Origin of the sequence: Streptomyces sp. SID1328 (assembly GCF_009865595.1) — a bacterium.
Classification (GTDB): Bacteria; Actinomycetota; Actinomycetes; order Streptomycetales; family Streptomycetaceae; genus Streptomyces; species Streptomyces griseoluteus.
On the sequence record NZ_WWKH01000026.1, the window covers coordinates 1 to 646 of the forward strand.

At 76.0% G+C, this 646-nt stretch carries 1 protein-coding gene; it reads left to right on the forward strand.

The window, feature by feature from the left end:
- The coding region (locus GT030_RS00745) for an SWIM zinc finger family protein (protein ID WP_237522134.1) at nucleotides 1–646 on the forward strand (646 nt) is incomplete at both ends.

A 646-nucleotide genomic window follows, 5' to 3' on the forward strand; every position in this document is an offset into this window, starting at 1 on the left:
CCCTCCTCCATGGCCACCCCCCACCGCGACAGCGAACTCCGTCGCACCTTCCCCCCGTTCGCGCCCCGCCCCGAGCCGCAGGACTTCGCCACCACCTGGTGGGGCCAGGCATGGGTCGACGCCCTGGAGCACACCGCGCTGGACGTCAACCGGCTGGCCCGAGGGCGCGGTTACGCGGACGCGGGCAATGTCGACGCGATCACCGTGACACCAGGACTGGTGCTGGCGTACGTGCGGGGGAGCCGCCCCCGGCCGTACCGGGTGCAGTTGCGCCTGCGGAGGCTGAGCGACGAGGACTGGGAGCGCCTCCTGGAGGCGGCGGTGGACAGCCCGGCCGACATCGCCGCGCTACTGGACAAGGAGCTGCCGCACACCCTGGCCGACCGGGGCGTGCCCCTGCTGCCCGGCCCCGGCGACCTGATCCCGCAGTGCAGTTGCCCCGACTCCGGCCGCCCCTGCAAGCACGCGGCCGCGCTCTGCTACCAGACGGCCCGCCTGCTGGACGCCGACCCGTTCGTCCTGCTCCTGCTGCGGGGCCGGGGCGAGCGGGAGCTGCTGGACACGCTGTCCCGGCGCAGTGCGGCGAGCGCGGCCCGTGCCGCACGGGAGCGGGGCCCGGCCGCGCTGCCCGGCGTACGCGCGTCGG